Here is a 21,131-nt window from a genome sequence, read left to right as displayed (position 1 = left end):
CGGGGGCAGATTTTGGCATACGTAGTTACTGAACCTTGCGTAGGGTGTAAGTATACTTACTGTGCCGCTGCCTGCCCCGTTGAAGCGTTTCGGGAAAGCGAGAGCCTTGTTCTGATCGATCCGGACATTTGTATCCATTGTAACGACTGTTTGCGGGAGTGTCCCGCAAACGCGATTTTCCCTGAAGATGAAGTCCCGCCGATCTGGAAAGACTGGATCTTAAAAAATGCGATTGAGTCGAAGTTCTTACCCGTTATTCGTGAGTTGAAACAGCCTTTACTAAAAGAACCGTGCAATACTAAATCACTATGAAGAAAAATTTCCCAGCATATACAAATTCGAAAGCGAAAGAACTGATTACTCTATTACAAGAGCAGATCCTCGTCTTGGACGGTGCAATGGGCACGATGATCCAACGACATAATTTGGATGAGGCGGCGTATAGAGGAGAGCGTTTTGCAACTCATACGTCTTCCTTAAAGGGAAATAATGACCTACTCGTACTTACTAAGCCGGATATAATTGAAAGCATCCATTTGGAATTTTTGCGGTCCGGCGCTAATATAATAGAAACGAACACATTCAATGCGAATAATATTTCTCAAGCGGATTATGCGATGGAATCCATCGTCGACGAACTTAATCGGACGGCCGTTAGGATAGCTAAGTCTGCTATTCAAAAATTCAAATTGCAGGCACCGAATCGCCCGGTTTTCTTAGCCGGTGCATTTGGGCCTACAAATAAGACTCTTTCCCTTTCCCCAGACGTTAATAACCCTGCATTTCGCGCTGTTACCTTCGATGAGTTAGTAGAAACCTTTTACGAACAAGTACGGGCTCTCGTTGAGGAAGGAGTGGATTTGCTCCTTCCGGAAACAAATATCGATACGCTGAATCTTAAAGCTGCGATCGTAGCAATAGAAAATGTATTTGAGGATCTCAAAGTAAGACTTCCGGTCTCTCTTTCCGTGACGATCACTGACGCTTCCGGTCGAACGCTTTCTGGGCAAACAATCGAGGCATTCTATAATTCCGTTTACCATGCAAATCCGTTATCAATCGGAATTAACTGTGCATTAGGCGCAGCTGAAATGAGACCGTATATAGAAGAACTTTCGAGAGTGGCAGATTGTTTTATTAGTTGTTATCCGAATGCGGGACTCCCTAACGCGTTTGGAGGTTATGACCAGACTCCGGAAGAATTCGGAAAATTTTTAGGGGAATTTTCAGCGGCGGGTTGGTTGAATATTGCCGGCGGGTGTTGCGGAACGACTCCTGATCACATCGCCGCAGCGGCAAAAGCCGTCTCCGGTAATCCACCTAGAAAAATACCGACGATCGCGGAATTCACGAGATTGTCCGGATTAGAACCTTTAAACCTTACGCCGGATAAGGGATTTATAATGGTTGGCGAGAGAACGAATGTTACCGGATCGCCAAAGTTTAAAAAACTGATTTTAGATGGAAATTTCGAAGAAGCCGTTGCAGTCGCTTTACAACAGGTAGAAGCCGGTGCAAATATAATAGATATCAATTTTGACGAAGCATTGCTCGACGGCGAAGCTTCAATGACTCAATTCTTAAACTTGATAGCAGTAGAACCGGATATCGCGAAAGTACCTTTCATGGTCGACAGCTCTAAATGGTCTGTATTGGAAGCAGGGTTAAAGTGTATTCAAGGAAAACCGATAGTGAATTCCATCTCTTTGAAAGAAGGGGAGGAAAAATTCATAGCTCAAGCTCGCCAAGTTAGAAGATATGGCGCGGCAGTTATCGTCATGGCCTTTGATGAACAAGGACAGGCGGCCAGTAAAGATGAGAAGGTTAGGATTTGTAAGAGAGCCTATGAATTATTAATTAACGAGGCGGATTATTCTCCGTCAGACATTATTTTCGATCCAAATATTTTAACCGTCGGGACCGGAATAGAAGAACATAATAATTATGCAGTCGATTTTATTGAAGCGATTCGCGAAATTAAAGTAAAATGTCCAGGGGCTAAAGTTAGCGGAGGATTGAGTAATATCTCCTTTTCCTTCCGAGGAAATAATCCTGTTCGGGAAGCAATGCATGCTGCCTTTTTATACCATGCGATTCAAGCAGGCTTAGATATGGCTATTGTAAATGCCGGGATGCTTGCAGTTTACGAGGAGATACCGAAAGATCTATTGGAACTCGTCGAAGACGTACTTTTGAATCGTAGACCTGACTCAACGGAACGATTAATTGATTTTGCGGAAACGGTCAAGGCCGGCGATAAGGTCGATAAAAAAGAAGACGCATGGAGATCCGGTTCCGTTGAACAACGACTTGAGCACGCACTAGTTAAAGGAATTGTTGAATTCATTGAGCAAGATACGGAAGAAGCTAGAGTAAAATACGGACGACCATTGAGTGTCATCGAAGGTCCGATGATGGACGGAATGAGGGTCGTCGGGGATTTATTCGGTTCCGGAAAAATGTTTCTTCCACAAGTCGTAAAAAGCGCTCGCGTTATGAAAAAGGCAGTCGCTTATCTTTTGCCGTTTATGGAGGAGGAAAATAAAAAACAGGCCCAAGTTTCGCAAAAGCTAAAATTTCTGATTGCGACGGTGAAAGGCGATGTTCATGATATCGGCAAAAATATAGTCTCCGTGGTTCTCGCCTGCAATAATTACGATGTAGTAGATTTAGGCGTGATGGTTCCTTGCGAAAAAATTTTAGAGGAAGCTAGAGCACAAAAGGCGGATATAATCGGATTATCCGGCTTGATCACTCCATCTTTAGACGAGATGGTATATGTCGCTTCCGAAATGCAAAGGACCGGTTTTACTGTTCCGTTGCTTATCGGCGGAGCTACTACGAGTTCCGCACATACTGCGGTAAAAATAGCGGAAAAATACGACCATCCGGTTGTTCATGTGATCGACGCTTCTCGAGTCGTAAATGTTGTAGGGAAGTTATTGAATCCGTCGTTGCGCGGCGAATATGTTGAACAGATTAGGTTAGATCAGAAATCTCAGCGCGAGATTTATTTCAATACAAGAAGCGAGCGCAAGTTAGTTTCGATCGAGGAAGCGCGAGAAAACAGATTTGTTTCCGATTGGAATACGACTAGGATTTCAAAACCGAATATCACGGGAATAAAAGTTTTCGATGAGGAGATTTCATTAGAAACTTTGGTTCCATATATTGATTGGTCGCCTTTCTTTCAAGCCTGGGAATTAAAAGGCCGCTTCCCGTCCATATTTGAAAGTGAAATTTACGGAAAGCAGGCGAAAGAGTTATACGACGATGCGCGTAAGCTTTTAGATGATATCGTTAAGAATCGACGTTATAGGGCGAAAGGAGTGATCGGTATTTTTCCCGCCAATAGCGTTGGCGACGATATTGAAGTTTACGAAGATGAAACAAGATCGAAGATTCTTGCTGTTTTTCATACGCTTCGTCAGCAGATTTCAAAGGAAGGCAAAGAGGAGCCGAATTATTGCTTGGCCGATTTCATTGCATCGCAGGAGTCCGGATTAATCGATTATATCGGAGGTTTTGCCGTTACGTCGGGGCATGGAGTCGAAGAATTTGCAAAGATCTTTGACTCAAAATTGGACGACTATAATTCAATTATGGCGAAAGCTTTAGGAGATCGATTAGCGGAAGCATTCGCTGAATATATGCATCTTAAAGTTCGAAAAGAATATTGGGGATATGCTTCTGATGAAAATCTCCCTGTGGAAGATCTTATCCGAGAAAAATACAAAGGCATTCGCCCAGCTGCCGGTTACCCGGCAAGTCCGGACCACACGGAAAAACGTACTCTCTTTGATCTTTTGCAGGTTGAAAAGAACACGGGCATAACCTTGACCGAGCATTTTGCAATGTGGCCGGCGAGTTCGGTAAGTGGGCTGTATTTTGCTCATCCTGAGTCGAAATATTTCGCTGTCGCGAAGATTAATCGTGATCAGATCGAGGATTATGCTAAGCGCAAAAATACAAGTATCGCTGAAATTGAAAAATGGCTTTCACCAAATTTAGCGTACGATCCCAAAGAAGTCGTTCCTACAGTCTAATGAAAAGGAGCGGTTTGATGAGGGTAGAAGTTCCTACACAGATATTAAAGACTCACTCTGAATTTTCGGAAGTTTGCGATCCAGATTCGGAATTCTCATTCCATCCATGGTTAGCATCGGAGATTCGAAAGAGAATTGGAGGATCTGTAGCTTTCCTGAAAGCTAGTGAGTGGGCTTGTGAGGATAACGCCTGTCCAGTAAATGAAACTTGGATTGAGGTTTTTACAGAAGATCGGGGAAAGTTATTAAAGACCATTCGGATTTCGAGGAAGAAGCATCTTATTAGTAAGTTAGATTTAAAACTCTCGTTTGAAAAACAGGGTTTGTAGGAACTACGACGATATATCCTACCCGATAATAGGAAATTGTAGTAACTACGACAAACTCCCCGATCCCATCATTTGGGTAGGTTTGGGGAACTTTCGGAAAAACTGTATTTTACTCCTAACTGTCCTTGGATTTCGGACGTAAGCATACCGTCTGTGGTTGGAAATGGTTGGTGGAGGGGAACGCGAACTAAACCTTCAAAACGTAGATTTCGGGTAGAAACCGAAAACCCTGGGTTAACATAGTATTCATACCCTTGCGGCCAGCCCTTAAACGTGACAGTCGGTTCGACAGGAATTAACGTTTTGTCATTAAAGCGTTTAACCCCCGAAACTTGCAAAAAGAAATCTAATTGATTTTGATTGCTCGCTCCGGAAAAAATCGAATAACTTACTCCGATCGATGATCTAGCAGATTCCGGCACGGCTAACCCTACACCGTTCCCAGCCATTCTCATTCCTAAGCCCATATGGACTCCGGCATGACCGGTAAAATATCCTAGTAATAAATTACCGGCTTGGTTATCTATTCCGCGTGAAATATTTTGATTTGCGCCAGGTAACGGAGTACTTTGGCTTCGCACGTCAGTTAACGCATCAAAAGCTCGGCGTTCTGTCGTTGCTCCTACATACGCCTCACCCGAACCGGGTTTCGGCTGACTTGTGGTCGATAAAGCCATGACGAAAATTTCTTCTTTTCCCAGAGACGGGTATAGGGCAAAAAATTCTCGACGACCTCTACCGGTCTGCGGCGGTTTCGGGAGCAGAGTATTCATTCCCGGAATTGATTCCCAAGTTTGATTTTCTGTTGGAATGAAATCGCTCAAAAGTTTCGCTTCGAATGGGCCTTTAAAAGTAAGCGCGGAGAAGAATAAAACGGGTTTTTCTTCCCCCATACCGCTTTCTTTCTCGTTATTTGCGGCCTTTCGCGAAGACCGTTCAGATGAACTAAAAACACCAAACGAGTCCCAAAGAAGACCCGAATCTGTTTCCCCATAAATCATTGATAACCCAAGAAAAACAGGTAAGAAAAAAATGGTGGCAGACCGGAATATGGGACGAGCTGAGTTCTTTTTTAGAATCTTTCTTCCCATTTACATCCTCTATTAATGATATATGACGAAGGAATCCCTCTTGCCAATGAAAAATCGATTTGAAACGTCGAAAAAAAGGGAACGTCTATGTATCATAGTAAGGAAAAACCGGGATGAAGACAAAAATAAAGAATTTTGGCGAATGCAGAATAGTGAGTCCGGCCGGTTATGAATATTATACACCGGAAGAATCAAAAGCTATTTTCAGAACGGTTTTTGAGAACAGGGAGGATTGGAGGCATTACCTCGAATCTGAAGTGGATTTCTTTGAACAGGCAGGCCCTCGAGAAAAAATTTATTTCGACCCGCAAAATGTAACGGCAGGAATTGTTACCTGCGGAGGGCTCTGCCCGGGTATTAATGATGTAATTCGCGGAATCGTAATGGAATTGACATATCGTTACGGAGTTCGAAGAATTCTCGGTTTTCCATACGGATATCAGGGACTAGTGAAACGCTATGCTCATCGTCCGGTAGAATTGACGCCGGAAAATGTTGCTCATATCGGCGCGGACGGTGGAACTATTCTAGCTTCATCGCGAGGAAATCAGGCTCCCGAAGATATGGTTGATACGCTTGCTCTTTACGGAGTGAAAGTTTTATTCTGCATCGGTGGTGACGGAACATTACGTGGAGCAAAAGAAATCGTTCGAGAAATCGAAAAACGCAATGAAGAAATCTCCGTCATAGGGATTCCCAAGACCATTGATAACGACATTAACTATGTTCAAAAGACATTCGGATTTTCTACGGCATTTTCGAAGGCGATGGAGGCGGTAGAATGTGCCCATGTTGAAGCGAAAGGAGCCCCTAATGGAATCGGGGTCGTAAAACTAATGGGTCGTCATTCCGGATTCATTGCAGTCAATGCAGCTCTCGCGTCTCAGAATGTGAATTATTGTCTGATTCCAGAGGTCGATTTTGATTTGGATGGAAAGGGCGCCTTTCTAGAAATTCTGAAAGATCGAATTTTAAAAAGAAGGCATGCAGTCATCATAGTTGCCGAAGGCGCCGGTCAGAAATTCTTCGGAAGAAATGAAGAAAGGGATGCGTCCGGAAACTTGAAACTCGGTGATATCGGTGTCTTTTTAAAGAATAAAATCATCGAGTATTTTAAAAAAGAGAATATAGAAACCAACGTAAAATACATCGATCCCAGTTATATAATCCGATCCATTCCTGCAAATCCGGAAGATTCTATTTTCTGCGGCTTTCTCGCCCAAAATGCGGTTCACGCAGGCATGGCGGGAAAAACAGATATGGTGATCGGAATTTGGAATAATGTATTCACTCATTTGCCCATTGATCTTGCCATTCAGGAAAGGAAGGTCTTGCAGCCGAATAAGAGCACATTATGGCGGACGCTCCTCGCTTCCACCGGACAGCCTCCTCGGATGATTGCCGGATAGTCATAGTTCCTACAAAACCGACGATGAAATCTTTAATTCAGTCGGACTAAAACAAGAGTATAATCGTCATGGGGGTCAGCTTCTCCCCTGAAGGCATCCGTAGTATCCAAAATCAAATCTTTCAGATTTTCTACGGGCATGTCCCCGTTTCGCTCGATAAGTTTTGCAAGATTTTCTAATCCGTACATTTCCCGGGCTTCATTTGTCGTTTCACTAACTCCGTCGGTATAGAGAACGACCAAATCTCCGGGCTGGTATTCTACTTCGTGCTCCTCAATTTCTGATTCTTTGATTCCGAGGGGCATACCTTTTCCTGAAAGCATTATAACTTTCTTGTCTTTCGCTTTGTATAAAAGTTGCTCGTTGTGCCCTGCGCTGGAGTAACGGATTCTTTTCTTGAGCATATTGATTCGAATCAGCATTACGGTTACGAACATAAAGTATCCTGATTTCTCCTGAATAATACGATTTGCTCCCATTAAACTGATGCTCGTGGATGAATTTCGAGCCACTTCACCCGCGATAATCGTTTTGGAAAATTCCATAAAAAGAGCGGCGGAGATCCCTTTTCCGGAGACATCCGCTATCAGAAGGCTGATTTCGTCCGGGTTATGATAGACAAGATCGTAAAAATCTCCCCCGATTTCTTTGGAAGCCGTATAAGCTGTCTCGATCTCCAACAAATGCATTTTTTTGGGAATGCTTGGCAGCGAATTGAGCTGAATCTGCGAAGCTATTTGCATATCTCGTCGGATTGAAGTCAGTTTTTCTTTTTGATTTTTGACAAGGAGGCTATTATAAGCCTCAGCAATTTGATTCGATATCGTACTTAAGATGGAAAGGTCTTGCGGAGAAAAACTGTCCCCGCTCTTTTTATCCGCTGCGTTTAATATTCCGATAATTTTTCCATCCTGCCTGATCGGTACTGAAACAAAGGATCTTGTTTTATATCGTATGGGATTTAAAAGGTTCGGATCGATATCGGTTTGTCCCTGAACAAGCAAAGGTTTTCCGTCTGAAAGAATCCGATTCAGAATTCCCTGCGACTCGTCCACAAGTTGGGATTCCTCTTCGATTCCAAAACCGACCGATTTAGAAAGCTCGAAAGATTTAGTTCGCGGATTCTGGAAGATTAACGAAACCCTTTCTGCGCCTAGAACGTCGGAAATCGAATGGACGGTCAGGTTTAAAAACTGATCCAACTCGCTGATATTCGAAATAGCCTGGGAAATCTGGTACAAGCAGTCGAGTTCTCTCGCCCTGTCTTTAAGATCTTTGATTAAGCGTCTATTTCGAATTGCAATCGCCGCCAAGTCCGAGAGATATTCTAAAATTTTAATATCTTTCGAAGTAAAATCAGGACGTTCGTTCGAATTGACGGCTTCTAATACCCCTTGAATCTCTCCCTGAGTTTTCATAGGAACGCAAATTAGATTCCGAGTCGTAAATCCGACCGCTTGATCGATATTTCTATAAATACGAGGGTCATTAGCCGCATCGTTCGTAATCACGGGTTCCAAACTTTCTAGAACCATGCCGGCAATTCCCTTACCTCTAGGAACCTTCAATTCGGTAAGAGATTCCCCTTTGTCGCCCTTGGCAATTTGAAATACTAAGCAATCTTCTTCCTTATCGTACAGTAACAAGGAGCATCCCTCGGTATTTAAAACGTCTTTGGTAGTTTCTATGATAATTCCGAGCAACTCCTCCAAATTATCGGTGGAGTTGATGCGGGCGGTGATATCGGAAATTAAGGAAAGAGAGAGCTGCTTAAAACTCATGAGGCTAGTTCAGTGACTTCGCAAAAATAAGGGTTCTGGCTTCGGAGAAATTGTATTTCAGCCTAAAGCTCTGCTTTGTCAAGGAGATTCGGGAACTTTCCGGCACGCAGATCGAAGTTGAGGAAATTTATCACTCTATCAACGATCCGATTCCTTGGTCGGTGAAAATTTCGATGAGAATCGAATGCGGCACTCTTCCATCTATAATATGAGTTCTGCGGACTCCATGGTCGATTGCGGAAAGGCAACATTCGACTTTCGGGATCATACCGCCCGTTATTTCTCCTTTCCGAATATAATCTTTTACCAACGCTTTATTTAGGCCGGTTACGAGTTTTCCATCGATTAAAATTCCGCTAGTGTCGGTGAGAAGAATTAGCTTTTCAGCTTTGAGAGCCCCGGCAAGTTCGCCGGCGAAAGTATCCGCATTAATATTTAACGATTCTCCTCGGGTCGATTCTGCCACGGGGGAAATCACAGGAATGAACCCTTTTTCCTGGAGAGATAGTACGACTGTCGGGTCGATCTTGTCTATTTTACCGACCAATCCCACATCGACTAATTGAGGAACCGCTCCTTCTACCTCGATTTCAATTTTTGTTTTGGAAGCCTCCGCCAGGTTGCCGTCTTTTCCTGAAAGTCCAACGGCGTTTCCTCCTTCGGCGTTGATCATCGAAACAATCTGTTTATTCACTTTTCCGGTTAGAACCATTTCCACGACGTCCATCGTCTCGGCGTTGGTTACTCGATGGCCGTGAACAAACTCGGTCGGAATATGAAGCGAGTCTAAAAGTCTATTGATCTCCGGCCCGCCACCATGAACGATCACTGGATGAATTCCTACGTATTTGAGCAGGACTATATCCTTCGCAAACGATTCTTTCAAATCCGCTTTTGCCATAGCCGCGCCGCCATATTTAATCACGACGGTCTTCCCCGAGTATTTTGTGATGTAAGGAAGGGCTTCAAGAATATGGTTGACCCGCTCGAAAGATTGTTCCATACCAAACAGGGAAATCGCTCCGCCTCTCCCTGTCGATTCGGAAATACGGGAAAGCTTCTTCTCTATCGATCGATCTTTTTAAAACCGGTAAGCATTTGTTAAAAAATCCTTTAGAATTCGGTTCCATTTTAGTTACAGGCGGCAGCGGAGGATTAGGGCGAGCCTTAGTTCGAAATTTTACTGCCGCCGGCTTCTCGGTCTGGAATTGGGATAAGAATCCCCCGGCAAAAATCGAGTCGGGAGAATCTTTCGTTTCCATAGATCTACTTTCCGCCGTTCGAGTGAAGGAAGAATGTAGATCGTTGGTGGAAAATCTGACTTCTCCCGGACAAGAACGTCGCTTAACAGGATTTGTACATTGCGCCGGGTACGGCGGGCCATATCATAAAATTACGGAAGTCACATTAGAAGAATGGGATGCGATATTTTCGGTTAACCTTCGTTCGGCTTTTCAAATTACGCAGACGCTTTTACCGATCTTATCGACTCAAAAATTCGGCCGTTTGATTTATATCGCCTCGTCCCTTTCGATCAAAGGGAGAGCTTTGTCGGTCGCTTATTCCGCATCGAAGCATGGCTTAGCCGGTTTCGTAAAATCCATAGCTGCGGAATGGGGAGAATTCGGAATCACTGCCAACGCTATCAGTCCCGGATATATAGAAACAAAAATGGGAATCCGGGAAGATCAGGTAGATGATCATCGGGAAAAAATACTCTCTATGACTCCGACAAAAACGATTGCGAGTCCCGAAGAGATAGCGCGAGTCGCTTCCTTTTTACTTTCGGACGACTCTCGTTATATTAACGGAGCCAATTGGGCTGTGGACGGAGGGATCACCGCGATTTAATTGTCTTTGCAGCGACTCCGTTTTTTTTCTTCTTTGATTCCACTTTGCTTATCGAATTTAGCGCCGGTTTGGAAGATAAGAATATTTCTCGCAAGGATAAAGCGGTTTCGTCGACTTTATCGTTTATCCAAAATTCGTTAGACGACGGTTTTTTATCAAATTGAATTTTACGCTTCAGAATTGCTCCGCGTCTTGCGATTAAAAGTTCGGCTTTCTCTCCAGGTTTATAGTTCTTTAATAAATCCTTGAAATTATTGGGTAGGACTCGTAATCCATCGATGGAAATCCATTCGTCACCCGTGCTTAGATCGGAATTTTTGATTGATTTGGAAAGGTTGATCTTATTAAGAATCAACCTTCCTTTTTCTTCCCTTGCTCTAAAACCGGGTTCCAACTTAGGCTGCGAAGAAGTCCTTTCAATTCCGATTTTAGCCAGGTATTTCTCGATCGGTATTCTTTTCGGTTCGACTATATAAGAGTCGAATTCGAGTTTCAAATCCACGCCTACGGCTTTCTTTGCCGCTTGAAAAAACTCGGCTTTAGTGAATCCGCGCCTCTTCTCCAAATAATAGCTTTTATACAATTCCCGCATGACGTCCAGCAATGACTTCTCCCCTCCGGTTTCTGCGAGAATGAATAACTGAAAGCTCAATGATAGAATTGCTCCTTTCGTATAATACGAGATCCCGGTGTTTCCGAAATTCGGATCAAGGGGGCGATTATAATATTTAGTCCATGCGGTAAAGCTGGAGTCTTCCAAACTCATCCAGCCTTCGCCTTCGGAATCCTCCAACTCTCGAATGTCCTTCCAGAGCTTGTTCAGATATTGCTGAGGATTATATATTTCGCATAATAAAAGAAAATAAGCGTCAAAGAAGCTGGTAATTCCTTCCGCAATCCAGAGTTCCTTAGTTAGATTGGGTTTTTGGTAATCGAACGGTCCCAATGCGATGGGCCGAATCCGTTTTACGTTCCAATGATGAAAATATTCGTGGGAAAGAAGCTCGATTAAAGTTCGATAGTTTTCTCCCGAAAATGCGCCGAGGGGATCGAACTGGTTTACGCTACAATTAAGATGTTCCAATCCTCCATAAAGGTTTTCCGTCATATCAAGTATGAATAAATAATACGAATTTTCGGTGCCTCCCATGCATCGAATTTGCGTATCCACGATTTTGGAAAGATCAACGGCTATTTTTCGTTTTTCCGCGCTCGAGACATGTCCCAGAACGACAAGATCGAAGCTACAGGATTGCGCTTCGAAACGGATTTCTTTTTCGTTAGTCAGAAGAATCGGGCTATCGAATAGTTCGTCGATATTTGAAGCCTTCCAAGTTAACTTCGCGTTCTCTTTTCGCTTCAATCCTGTATGACAGTGCTTGAACGGCGAAAGGGATTTCCAGGAAACTTCCACTTCGGAATTCAATAAGTCTTTGCAGTATAGAAATGTTGCGGGCGGATGAATTAAAATAAACTCATTGGCGAAATAATTCGTGCGAACCGTATGTTCAAAGCCGAATACTAAATACGAAATGCGAAACGTTTCGCCTTTGGAATATACTTTCCAAGTATCCAAATCCGTTTGCTCTATGGTCCATCCCGATTTAGGATTTACTAAACGTACTTTATGAATGGATTTCGCATAATCTCTAATTTTATACGACCCAGGGGACCAGGTAGGAATGGAAAGAAAGGTTTCTTTCTTCTTCGGGTGGACCTCCATTTCCACCTGTAGGTAATGTTGATGTGGTAGATAAGTGTCTAGAGAATACTTAATTCCCACGTTAGGCTCGCGCCGCCTTTAAAATTTCATCTAGAGTCTCGGAAACTGTTTTAGTAGGGTCCACCTTTCTCCAAACTTTTTTAATGGTACCGTCGGGGCCTACAAGGAACGTATCTCTAGACAATCCTTTGAATACGCGGCCTTGCCATTCCTGGTCTCCATAAACTCCTAACTGTCCGCTCAAAGTTTGGTGAGGATCGGATAGAAGAGGAAAACTTATATTGAATTTGTTAATGAAATTCTGATGACTATCCAAGGAGTCGGAACTGATTCCGAAAACTTTTGCGCCCGCTTTCCGAAAGTCTTCCAAATGATCTCGATAGGAACAGGCCTGTTTGGTGCAGCCGGGAGTGTCGTCTTTGGGGTAGAAATACAACAAGGTCCAGGAACCCTCGGCGTCCTTCGGTAAATGAACTGTGCCACCGGTACTACTTTCTAAGCTTACATCCGGCAATTTCTTGCCTTCCCATTTGTCCACCATGAGCGTCTTCCTCCTCTTCTCAGGATAGTTGTACTAAATTTCCCGTTGGGGAAAAGGAAAAAATTGCCGTAAAAAACTTGAATTATCATGCTTTTGCTCATCAAATAGATTACCTCGTTCCGGAACGCCAGGGTGGCCGAAACATACATGCCCCGTCTTTTGGAAAGGTCTTTAACAGAAATCCCTTCCGGGAATAGGAATATAAACTTAACGCATGTCGCTTAAACAGAAGACGAATGTTCAAATTTCGATTTTTTCTTGGTTTCTCTCTCTTTCCTTAATTTTCTGTCTTCCTTTGATCGCCGAGGAGACCATATCGGCATCGCATTGGAAAGATATAGATCTCAAACGACTTGATTGGTACTCTTTAGAAGGGTTTCTTCCCGAACATAAAAACGGATTCGACGAATCTTCCAATAAAGTCAGGAAGATCGAATCTTTTCCCATCGTTTTGAATGCGATTTATGATAGTCCGATTTCCACCGGGACGAAGGAATTTACTCTTCAGACCCGTTTCACGTTGCAGGAAGATCCAAAGCAACTTTCCTTCATCGAACCGATTTCACTCTTCATCAATTCCATAGGGGAAAATTGGGAAATTTTTCTGAACGGGCATTTGCTAAAAAGCGAAGTTCATTTGGCTCCCGACGGACGGATAGATCGGAGAAGAACGATTCGTCAACTTCGATTGCCCTTGGATTCCAGTCTATTAAGACAGGGGACGAATATTTTAGTATTTCGTTTAATCGGCGACGCGCCGGCAGTCTCCCTTCCTGAACTTTTAGCTCCGCGAAATCCGGATCTGGGTTTTTACGTGGACGGCGATTATTCGATAAACAAAAGCGCTGATTTTACGCGAGAGGCAGGTGTCTTATTAAATCTAAGTTTAAATACGATATACGTTTTTTTCGGTTTATATCATTTGTTGATTTTTTCGAAACGGACCACGGATAAATACAATCTTTATTTCGGCGTCTTTTCAATCGCGATGGCGCTTTATTCTCTCTGTCGCTCTTCTCTTTCCTTCGAAGTTATTGCCGATACTGCCATTATAACAAGGTTAGAATACGGATCCGTTGCTTTATTGGCCTCCTTGTTTCTACTTTTCCTGCATGATTATTTTTACGGGCGAGCTCTTCCCAATCTTCCGATCCTGATAATTGCAGGTTGGAGTTTCGTGATTTTCTTCTTCTCCTTATTGGCGCCGTTTCGGTACCTCATGACAAGCCTGCGTCTTTGGCAATTTTCAATGGTACCCACGTTGGCATATCTTTTGTATTTCATCGGGAAGGCGGTGTATCTGCGTAAGAAAGACGCTTCTTTAATGGCAATCAGTATGTTCGTCATCGTATTTATTGCGGTCTACGATATACTCGATTCGGTTTTCTTCCAGCTTGGAATTCGGTTTACGCAATTCGCATATCTTTTATTCGTAATATCCTTAACGACAATTTTAGCGAATCGTTTCATCGAACTATATAAGCAGTCCGAAGATTTAAACATAGAACTCAGTCATCAAAAGCTGGAATTGGCCAGACAAAAAAACGCTTTTTTTCGATTTGTGCCTATGCAATTCTTAAGTGTGCTTGGAAAAGATTCCGCAGTGGACGTGAATTTGGGAGACTCCGCTCTTCGAGAAATGAGCGTGTTGTTTACCGATATTCGGTCTTTCACAACGATCTCGGAAAAAATGACTCCTGAGGAAAATTTCCGATTTATCAACGGCTATTTGGCTAGCATGGAGCCTCTGATTCAAAAATACGACGGCTTCGTGGATAAGTTTATGGGGGATGCGATTTTGGCGCTTTTCTCCGCAGAACGAGCTGTTCAGTCTCCGGACCAATGGGAAGGTAAGTCTGCTGCGGACCGTGCCGTATATGCTGCGATCGCGATGAAGAAACGGATTCGCGAACTGGATGTAGAAGTTAAGGGAGGACATCTAAAGGGAGTAAGAATCGGAATAGGAATCAACACAGGCAATCTAATGTTGGGAACCGTAGGTTCTTCCGACAGATTAGATACGACCGTGATAGGCGACACGGTAAACGTGGCCTCTCGATTGGAGAGTCTTACGAGCTTGTATAAGGCCGACATTCTAATAACCCAACATACATTAGCTAGCTTAACAATTTCGGACGATGTTGCAATTCGCGAAGTGGATTCCGTTGTCGTGAAGGGCAAAAGCCAGCCCATCATTATTTACGAAGTTTATGAGGCCGACGATCCGCATATTCGCAAACTTAAGGAAGCTACATTACCGTTAGTATCGCGCGGGATTATATTATATAAAGTCGGTAATTTTAAAGATGCGTTAGTAAACTTCGAGCAAGCTTTGAAGGTTTTTCCCGAAGATATAGTCGCAATATTGTATCGTAAACGCTGCCAAGAATATATAGAAACACCACCGCTCGGAAATTGGGTCGGCGTACAACATCTGCTGGAAAAATAGGCGTTTTTTCGCTTTCCTGCGGGAAGGCGATGCTCGAATCTATCCTCGATGATTTCTTACACAGTTTACAAACTAGTTCATATTCTCGGAATCTTATTTTTGTTTTTGGCGTTCGGCGGGATTGCGCTGCATGCAATTGGGGGAGGTACGAAGGAGAACGCGCAAAAAAAATTGATTGCGATTACCCACGGAATCGGGCTTTTCTTAATTTTGCTCGGCGGGTTCGGTATGCTGGCACGATTAGGGATCATTTGGCCATGGCCCGGTTGGATCATTGCGAAATTCTTGTTTTGGTTACTGTTTGGCGGATTACTGACTCTATTCTATAAAAAGCCTTCCTTTGCAAAGTTTTTATGGTTCGCTCTTCCGTTCCTTGGAGCAATCGTCGGTTACATCGCTCTATATAAACCCTTCTAAACTAATCCATGTTCGCTTAACTATGTAACTCGACCGCATAGTTAAGCCTTCCTAGTTGACAAGAAGCGGTTCCATCAGTGAGAATAGACTCCGAGGAAATCCATGGTAAAACCGACCGCTTCTAAAACAAAGAAAACAAGTTCTTCTTCAAAGAAGGAACGTACAATTAAGCCTATTCAGGATTTCCTAGGTTCGCGGAATCTCCCTGCTCCGGTCGATCGACTTGAAGATGTGCGTAAACGAGCGAGAAGATTTAGGGAAAGAATTCTTTCCGGCCCGCAAGTTATCTTTTATAAATCCTATGATTTGATCAAAGTTCCTTATCCTACTAAGTACGGTCTCTTAAATGCGTTTGCACTTCCTACTCCGCTGATGCATATAGTAAATCGTCTTTTCATTGTGCAATATAAAACGTTGGAAAGAGTTAAAACTCTCTTATTCTCTCCTTCGGACCTTGATGGAAATTCCGAAACGCCTTTCTTTAAACGATTTGCCGAAAGCTTCGGTCCGTTTAAAGACTTCGGAAAGAAAATCGTTGCTCCTATCTTGAATACCGTAGAGGAATGTCTTGCAGACTCCGGGATTGCTCCGTCGCAGGTGGATTATATTTCTTACGATCATTTGCATACCCAGGATTTGCGGAAATGGTTAGGCGCGAACGGGCAGCCCGGATATTTTCCCAATGCGAAACTTTTAGTTATGCGGGAAGAATGGAATTCAATTCAAGGACTCTTACCGCCGCAAGCAGACTGGTATTGTCCGAACGGTTCGGGAGGAATTTCCATGAATCGAATCGTTCTTTTGGATTCGGATGTTGAATTGGGCGGAGGAGTTGCTCTTATCAAAACTCCCGGGCATACTTACGGAAATCATAGTTTGGTCGCTCACACTCCGGAAGGCATTTTCGTTTCGAGCGAAAACGGCGTTTCCGCCGATAGCTATGCTCCGACCAAATCTCGCATTCCGGGCGTTCGTAAATATGCAAAGACAACCGGCATGGAAGTCATTCTAAATGGGAATACTTTGGAGATCGGACTTGATCAATATATTTCCATGGTATTAGAAAAAGAAATCGCAGGAGCATCCTCGAGAAATCCCGATTTTTATAATGTGGTTCCATCCTCGGAAATGGCGGGATTTTGGCTCTTCCCGGGCACGAATCCTACGTTCTCGTTCGGTCGACTCCAATTCGGCGATCCGATTCGGTCCGACGTTTAAAGTTAACGAATCGAGGAATTAGTCTTGATTTTGCAGTCGTACTGAAATCAAGGCATATAAGGAAAAATGCATGAAAATATTAATTACCGGCGCTAGCGGCGGATTGGGACAAAAACTCGCCGAAGATTCCTTTGCGAGAGGGCATGAAATCTTTCTAACTGATATTAACGAAAAAGCGTTAAACGCGTTTGCGTCGAAATGGAAAGCGGAGAGAAACAGGGTTATTACCTCGAAATTGGATATCAGTTCCGCTGCGGATTGGAAGAAGGTTATGAATCTCCTGTATAAAAAATGGGAGCGATTGGATATTCTGATGAATGTTGCCGGTTATTTGCTCCCGGGTTATATCTACGAAACTCAACCGAAGGATATCGACCGACATATCGACATCAATTCAAAAGGATTAATGTACGGAACAAGGGAAGCGTCTCTACGTATGATCGATCAGGGGGGAGGTCATATCATCAATATCGCTTCGCTTGCAGGGGTCGTTCCTATCTCGGGGCTGACGCTTTATAGTGCCTCGAAATTTGCCGTGCGAGGGTTTTCTCTAGCGGCCGCGGAAGAACTCAGGCCGAAAAACGTGTTCGTAACGACGGTATGTCCTGACGCGATAAAAACTCCAATGCTTGATTTACAAAAGGATTACGAATCGGCTTCCTTGACCTTCTCCGGAAATCGATATTTGGCCGTGGAGGACGTTTCGAATATCATCTTTCAAAAAGTAATTCCTAATAAACCTTTAGAAATTCTTCTTCCTAGTTCAAGAGGGTTTCTTGCCAAGTTAGTAGCGTTCTTTCCGTTTCTCGGCATTATGTTAGGACCGGCTCTTAGAAGCAAAGGCAAGAAAAAACAAGCCGTATATACGGTCTAAGTTCTTGAATTTTTCTGCGTATTTCGATTTAGCCGGGGTCACAGTCTTCGCCATTTCAGGAGCGCTGGCCGCTTCGGAAAAGAAAGGCCATCACAATGATGCGTTTACCGTTTTCTTTACCGGTTTTATCACTGCAATCGGAGGGGGAACTCTAAGAGATATAACGCTCGGGAATTATCCGGTATCTTGGGTTCGGGATTCCAACGTTCTTTGGGCGATTTTCGCGGGTTTCTTAATAACGATCATTTTCACTCGCTTTCTAGTGCGGTATCGGAGTTGGATTTTTATTTTTGATACTGTAGGAATTAGCATCTATACGGTTATCGGAACCAAAATCTCCCTTTCGTACGGAGTGAATCCGTTTGCAGCTTCCATCCTTGGAATGATTTCCGCCGTTTTCGGCGGGGTAATTCGAGATACTCTCATCAATGAAGTACCTTTGATTTTTCGCCGAGAAATTTATGCTACAGCCTGTCTAGCAGGGTCGATACTCTACATTTTGTTGAGTAAAGCTGACGTAAACGTCGATCTAAATACCGGGCTTTCCGCAGCGCTAATCATTTTTATTCGAATTATTGCGGTTCGATACAATCTCGCCTTGCCCAAATTTCGTCTGCCGGAATAGAAATCAGTCTAATAGAGCGTCTCCAAATAACTTCGAATAGATCGGTAAAAGCATGCACGGAATTAATTCACGCAGATGGGTTCTAACGATTTTATTTATATGTATCGTATTCTTGGGATTTCTAAAGCCCAAGGACGGGGGAATTCCTTATTCTGAATATTTCAAATCTCTAAACCTAGAACTTAAACAACGCGGGCCCGGTAAACCCGTCGTTTTACTGGATTTAGATCGTCTTGATTCGAACTTGAAACTTCTAAAGGAAAAGTTACGACCTCCTCTTAAATATAGAATCGTGGTAAAGTCCTTACCGTCCCTTGATTTACTGCGGTATATAGTCCGAGCGACGGATAGTAATCGTCTGATGGTTTTTCATTCGGAAGATATCGTCATGTTGCTGAAGGATCCTGAATTTCGTAAATTCGATATTCTCTTAGGCAAGCCGATGCCGGCCTTGGCCTTGGCGCAAATCTTTCATAAAACCTCCAAGGCAGAAGTAGAGAAGATTCATTGGTTAGTGGACACGGAGGATCGAGCAATTCAATATCTCGAGTTCGCTAAAAAAGAAAAGTGCAAACTTGACTTAAATTTGGAAATCGATATCGGATTGCATCGAGGCGGTTTTCCGAATCCGGAATCGATAGACGGAGTTCTGCGGTTGATTTCTGCCAATCCTGAACATCTGACCTTTTCCGGGTTTATGGGATATGAACCTCATGTCGCTTCGGCCCCGACGGTTTTAGGGAACAAGATTAGCGGAATGGAAGATGCTCTAAGGCGATCATTGGAGCAGTATTCTTCTTTTATGAAGTTGGGGAAAAATAACCATTCTCGATTATTCGAGAGAGATCTTATTTTTAACGGAGGAGGAAGTAAAACGTATCGATTCTATCAAAATCATATCGGAATCGTAAACGATGTTTCGGTCGGTTCCGCTCTTGTAAAGCCGACGGACTTTGATGTGGATAGCCTTGAAGACCATGCGCCCGCCGTGTTTATCGCGACTCCGGTATTGAAAAGGTTGGAAGGGACTACGATTCCTTTTTTGGAATCGATTTCCTTTCTTTTTCCTATATGGGACCCGAATTTACAGGTCACTTATTTTACGTACGGGGGAGCCTTTCTAGCAAAGAAAGAGTCTCCGAAAGGTCTTCAAGATAATTCTCTTTTCGGCGCGAGCACGAATCAAGGAATATTAAACGGATCGAAAGCGACGAATCTTTATCCGGACGATCACGTTTTTTTCCGCCCGACCCAAAGCGAAAAGGTTATGGCAGAAATGGGAGAAATTCATCTGGTGCGCAATGGGAAATTGACGGGCATTTGGAAATGCTTTCTAAATTAAATTCGAAAGCAAAGTCGCTTACAAACGGTATAAAAGCAGGATATGCATCGACAGAAATCGGAATAACCGCAGTTGAAACTCTTGCTCAAATTTATCTTTTAGAATTTTACGTTTTGGTCGTAGGCCTAAGGCCTTCACTCTTCGGAATTGCAATGTTGTTCGCGATTCTCTGGGACGCAATCAGCGATCCTTTGATGGGTGCGATTTCGGATCGAACCGATTCGAAAATGGGAAGAAGAAGACCTTATATTATCGGAGGCGGTCTGCTTCTCGGGGTAAGCGTGTATTTTCTATTCACTCCGCCCGTCATCGAATCCCAGATCGGGAAGTTTTTTTATCTGCTCGGAATGTATTCTCTTGTAAACACGTTTATGACGGTTTTAGCTGTGCCACATATCGCTTTGGGTGGAGAACTTTCCTTTGAGAGGGAGGAAAGAAATAAAATTTTCGGCTGGAGATTGTTTTTTGCAAATTTAGGTCTTTTGTCGGGTTTACTTTTACCGGCAATTTTTATAGGAACCGGAAGCGGTCTTTTTTTATCTCGGAGTTTTTCCTCTATGGCCGTGGGAGTTACGTTGGTTCTTACCGCCTTACTTGCATTCGGTGTGACTGAAGGCAGAGACATCCCCCTCGAGAATTTGCGCTTGAAAAAAAACCGGAGAACGGGATTTTTTCATTCATTCTCGTCCGTGATAAAGAACGGTTTCTTTCTTCCTCTCCTCTTCGCTTTCATAATCGCAGCATTGGCAAGAACTTTAAACTCTTCAATCGGTTTATTATATTATAAACAACGACTTCTTCTGGAAGACTCGCAGGTCGTTATCCGTATTTTAATGCCTTTTGTCTTCTTTCTACTCGTTTCTATCCCCTTTTGGCTTTTCTTAGCTAAGAGATACGGGAAAAAGCGTCCCGCCTTTTGGGGGAGTCTCGGTCTGGGAGTTATGACGGTCGTTGCATATCCGTTGTTTCCGCAAGGCTCTTATACCGCTCCGTTAATCGCAGCATTTGTGGGAGGCATTTGCGCGGGCTCGATTCTACTCTTCGATTCGTTAGTCGCAGACGTAGTCGATTACGATGAACTGATTACCGGCGACAAAAAGGAGGGAGTATATTTCGGATTTTGGAAAATGGCAACCAAAGTTGTAAGAGCGGTAGGCCTTGCATTTTTAGGTTTCGTTTTAGAGGCGATCGGATATCGAGAAGGAGCTGCGACACAAGCCCCGGAACTAGGATGGCGGTTGACAATATTATTCGGGCCGGTCGTCGGAGCGTTTTTTATTTTAGGGGCGCTTATTTTTGCAAGAATGCCTTTAGTGGATTCTAAGCACAAGCGGATCCAAACTTTGTTGGTTCAAAGACGCGCATTTAGAATGAAGATGGAACAGAGAAGGAAAGTTTTCTCGGAGAATGATCGGTCTCGTCCGAATTGAAACGG

The 21,131-nt window shown here is 43.5% G+C and carries 16 protein-coding genes; 11 read left to right on the top strand and 5 right to left on the bottom strand.

The features are described from left to right. Nucleotides 1-12: 12 nt before the first annotated feature. Nucleotides 13-312 carry an indolepyruvate ferredoxin oxidoreductase subunit alpha gene (locus LEP1GSC058_RS18605; RefSeq protein ID WP_039948814.1) on the top strand — a complete coding sequence of 100 codons (300 nt, stop codon included), beginning with the start codon at nucleotides 13-15 and terminating at the stop codon, nucleotides 310-312. Further along, the gene (gene metH, locus LEP1GSC058_RS18600) at nucleotides 309-4,046 is read left to right on the top strand and encodes a methionine synthase (protein WP_016551299.1); all 3,738 of its coding nucleotides are present in this window, start codon (nucleotides 309-311) and stop codon (nucleotides 4,044-4,046) included. Before LEP1GSC058_RS18605 ends, metH begins: the two co-directional genes overlap by 4 nt. Before the next feature lie 397 nt (nucleotides 4,047-4,443). Here metH and LEP1GSC058_RS18590 read toward each other — a convergent pair whose 3' ends face one another. After that, entirely contained in the window at nucleotides 4,444-5,466 is a 1,023-nt protein-coding gene (locus LEP1GSC058_RS18590) for an LIC_20087 family outer membrane protein (protein ID WP_016551124.1), read from the bottom strand. 113 nt (nucleotides 5,467-5,579) lie between these two features. Here LEP1GSC058_RS18590 and LEP1GSC058_RS18585 point away from each other — a divergent pair, with 113 nt between their 5' ends. Next, nucleotides 5,580-6,875: an ATP-dependent 6-phosphofructokinase gene (locus tag LEP1GSC058_RS18585; protein WP_016551180.1), complete on the top strand. Its 1,296-nt coding sequence runs from the start codon at nucleotides 5,580-5,582 to the stop codon at nucleotides 6,873-6,875. 32 nt (nucleotides 6,876-6,907) lie between these two features. Here LEP1GSC058_RS18585 and LEP1GSC058_RS18580 read toward each other — a convergent pair whose 3' ends face one another. Together LEP1GSC058_RS18580 and argB are read right to left on the bottom strand one after the other, a co-directional pair. Beyond that, entirely contained in the window at nucleotides 6,908-8,656 is a 1,749-nt protein-coding gene (locus LEP1GSC058_RS18580; protein WP_016551251.1) for a GAF domain-containing SpoIIE family protein phosphatase, read from the bottom strand. Between the two features lie 130 nt (nucleotides 8,657-8,786). Continuing rightward, on the bottom strand, nucleotides 8,787-9,659 hold the full coding sequence (argB, locus tag LEP1GSC058_RS18575; protein WP_016551066.1) for an acetylglutamate kinase: 873 nt from the start codon (nucleotides 9,657-9,659) through the stop codon (nucleotides 8,787-8,789). 95 nt (nucleotides 9,660-9,754) lie between these two features. Here argB and LEP1GSC058_RS18570 point away from each other — a divergent pair, with 95 nt between their 5' ends. Then, nucleotides 9,755-10,507, top strand: coding sequence for an SDR family NAD(P)-dependent oxidoreductase (locus tag LEP1GSC058_RS18570; RefSeq protein WP_016551242.1), 753 nt, complete (start codon nucleotides 9,755-9,757; stop codon nucleotides 10,505-10,507). Here LEP1GSC058_RS18570 and LEP1GSC058_RS18565 read toward each other — a convergent pair. Continuing rightward, nucleotides 10,494-12,290: a M61 family metallopeptidase gene (locus LEP1GSC058_RS18565; protein WP_051133844.1), complete on the bottom strand. Its 1,797-nt coding sequence runs from the start codon at nucleotides 12,288-12,290 to the stop codon at nucleotides 10,494-10,496. The genes LEP1GSC058_RS18570 and LEP1GSC058_RS18565 overlap by 14 nt on opposite strands. Nucleotide 12,291: 1 nt before the next feature. Further along, nucleotides 12,292-12,771: a peroxiredoxin gene (locus LEP1GSC058_RS18560; RefSeq protein ID WP_016551214.1), complete on the bottom strand. Its 480-nt coding sequence runs from the start codon at nucleotides 12,769-12,771 to the stop codon at nucleotides 12,292-12,294. A gap of 214 nt (nucleotides 12,772-12,985) precedes the next feature. Between LEP1GSC058_RS18560 and LEP1GSC058_RS18555 the strand changes: the two genes are divergently transcribed. The 7 genes from LEP1GSC058_RS18555 to LEP1GSC058_RS18525 all read left to right on the top strand — a co-directional run bounded on the left by LEP1GSC058_RS18555 (nucleotide 12,986) and on the right by LEP1GSC058_RS18525 (nucleotide 21,126). After that, nucleotides 12,986-15,220, top strand: a complete 2,235-nt coding sequence (locus LEP1GSC058_RS18555) for an adenylate/guanylate cyclase domain-containing protein (protein WP_016551190.1) — start codon at nucleotides 12,986-12,988, stop codon at nucleotides 15,218-15,220. A 48-nt stretch (nucleotides 15,221-15,268) separates the two neighbouring features. Continuing rightward, nucleotides 15,269-15,637 carry a hypothetical protein gene (locus LEP1GSC058_RS18550; protein ID WP_016551347.1) on the top strand — a complete coding sequence of 123 codons (369 nt, stop codon included), beginning with the start codon at nucleotides 15,269-15,271 and terminating at the stop codon, nucleotides 15,635-15,637. A 102-nt stretch (nucleotides 15,638-15,739) separates the two neighbouring features. Further along, nucleotides 15,740-16,855: an MBL fold metallo-hydrolase gene (locus LEP1GSC058_RS18545; protein ID WP_016551250.1), complete on the top strand. Its 1,116-nt coding sequence runs from the start codon at nucleotides 15,740-15,742 to the stop codon at nucleotides 16,853-16,855. A 70-nt stretch (nucleotides 16,856-16,925) separates the two neighbouring features. Then, nucleotides 16,926-17,729, top strand: coding sequence for an SDR family oxidoreductase (locus LEP1GSC058_RS18540; RefSeq protein WP_016551265.1), 804 nt, complete (start codon nucleotides 16,926-16,928; stop codon nucleotides 17,727-17,729). 4 nt (nucleotides 17,730-17,733) lie between these two features. Continuing rightward, nucleotides 17,734-18,354, top strand: a complete 621-nt coding sequence (locus LEP1GSC058_RS18535) for a trimeric intracellular cation channel family protein (protein WP_016551376.1) — start codon at nucleotides 17,734-17,736, stop codon at nucleotides 18,352-18,354. A gap of 52 nt (nucleotides 18,355-18,406) precedes the next feature. Next, nucleotides 18,407-19,696: an alanine racemase gene (locus tag LEP1GSC058_RS18530; protein WP_039948810.1), complete on the top strand. Its 1,290-nt coding sequence runs from the start codon at nucleotides 18,407-18,409 to the stop codon at nucleotides 19,694-19,696. Next, entirely contained in the window at nucleotides 19,681-21,126 is a 1,446-nt protein-coding gene (locus tag LEP1GSC058_RS18525) for an MFS transporter (RefSeq protein ID WP_016551207.1), read from the top strand. Before LEP1GSC058_RS18530 ends, LEP1GSC058_RS18525 begins: the two co-directional genes overlap by 16 nt. Nucleotides 21,127-21,131 lie beyond the last annotated feature (5 nt).

This window comes from Leptospira fainei serovar Hurstbridge str. BUT 6, from assembly GCF_000306235.2.
In the GTDB taxonomy this organism is placed as follows: Bacteria; Spirochaetota; Leptospiria; order Leptospirales; family Leptospiraceae; genus Leptospira_B; species Leptospira_B fainei.
Note: the sequence above shows the minus strand (reverse complement) of the source record. Positions and strands in the feature narration are given on the sequence as shown.

Bases quoted from the DNA above. Each gene is read 5' to 3' on its own strand.
- metH (WP_016551299.1), top strand. From the start codon at position 309: ATGAAGAAAAATTTCCCAGCATATACAAATTCGAAAGCGAAAGAACTG.
- LEP1GSC058_RS18590 (WP_016551124.1), bottom strand. From the start codon at position 5,466: ATGGGAAGAAAGATTCTAAAAAAGAACTCAGCTCGTCCCATATTCCGG.
- LEP1GSC058_RS18585 (WP_016551180.1), top strand. From the start codon at position 5,580: ATGAAGACAAAAATAAAGAATTTTGGCGAATGCAGAATAGTGAGTCCG.
- LEP1GSC058_RS18580 (WP_016551251.1), bottom strand. From the start codon at position 8,656: ATGAGTTTTAAGCAGCTCTCTCTTTCCTTAATTTCCGATATCACCGCC.
- argB (WP_016551066.1), bottom strand. From the start codon at position 9,659: ATGGAACAATCTTTCGAGCGGGTCAACCATATTCTTGAAGCCCTTCCT.
- LEP1GSC058_RS18560 (WP_016551214.1), bottom strand. From the start codon at position 12,771: ATGGTGGACAAATGGGAAGGCAAGAAATTGCCGGATGTAAGCTTAGAA.
- LEP1GSC058_RS18555 (WP_016551190.1), top strand. From the start codon at position 12,986: ATGTCGCTTAAACAGAAGACGAATGTTCAAATTTCGATTTTTTCTTGG.
- LEP1GSC058_RS18550 (WP_016551347.1), top strand. From the start codon at position 15,269: ATGATTTCTTACACAGTTTACAAACTAGTTCATATTCTCGGAATCTTA.
- LEP1GSC058_RS18545 (WP_016551250.1), top strand. From the start codon at position 15,740: ATGGTAAAACCGACCGCTTCTAAAACAAAGAAAACAAGTTCTTCTTCA.
- LEP1GSC058_RS18540 (WP_016551265.1), top strand. From the start codon at position 16,926: ATGAAAATATTAATTACCGGCGCTAGCGGCGGATTGGGACAAAAACTC.
- LEP1GSC058_RS18530 (WP_039948810.1), top strand. From the start codon at position 18,407: ATGCACGGAATTAATTCACGCAGATGGGTTCTAACGATTTTATTTATA.
- LEP1GSC058_RS18525 (WP_016551207.1), top strand. From the start codon at position 19,681: ATGCTTTCTAAATTAAATTCGAAAGCAAAGTCGCTTACAAACGGTATA.